A 521-nucleotide genomic window follows, 5' to 3' on the forward strand; every position below is an offset into this window, starting at 1 on the left:
AAAGCCTCAACTCAAGGAAGCGTCGCGCGCAAAATCCATCTACTTTATGACGTGGCGATGGCATTTCTACGCAGGATTATTCGTTATCCCATTTATGCTCATGCTGTCCGTCACCGGACTGGTGATGCTATTTGATGATGAGATTGAACTGGCTCGCTATGAGACTACGCTAAAAGTGGTGCAGCAAGAGCACAAGGTACCAGTGTCCATCCAGTGAGAGTCGGTTAAGCAAGCCTATCCCGATTTCAGCGTTACTCAATTTGTGCCTGCCAAAACAGCGCATCTTGCCAACCGGTTTTCAATTAAAGCGGAAGATGGGCGTTCGCTCGTTGCTGCAGTCGATCCATATACGGGCGAGGTTCAAGGCACCATTGATCGCTCAGACAGCGTTTATGAGCTGATGAATAACATTCATGGCACCTTGCTGATTGGTGAGCTTGGCGATCGTTTAATCGAAATATCAGCCAGCTTAGGTATTTTACTGTTGGTGTCGGGCTTGTATCTCTGGCTTCCTCGCGACA

Annotated in this window: 1 pseudogene; it reads left to right on the top strand. The window is 48.4% G+C overall.

Annotated elements, in window-relative coordinates:
- Positions 1-521: pseudogene (locus R8N49_RS30305) on the top strand (PepSY-associated TM helix domain-containing protein); the annotation flags it as partial.

The sequence above is a fragment of the Vibrio sp. 1978 genome, assembly GCF_033344345.1.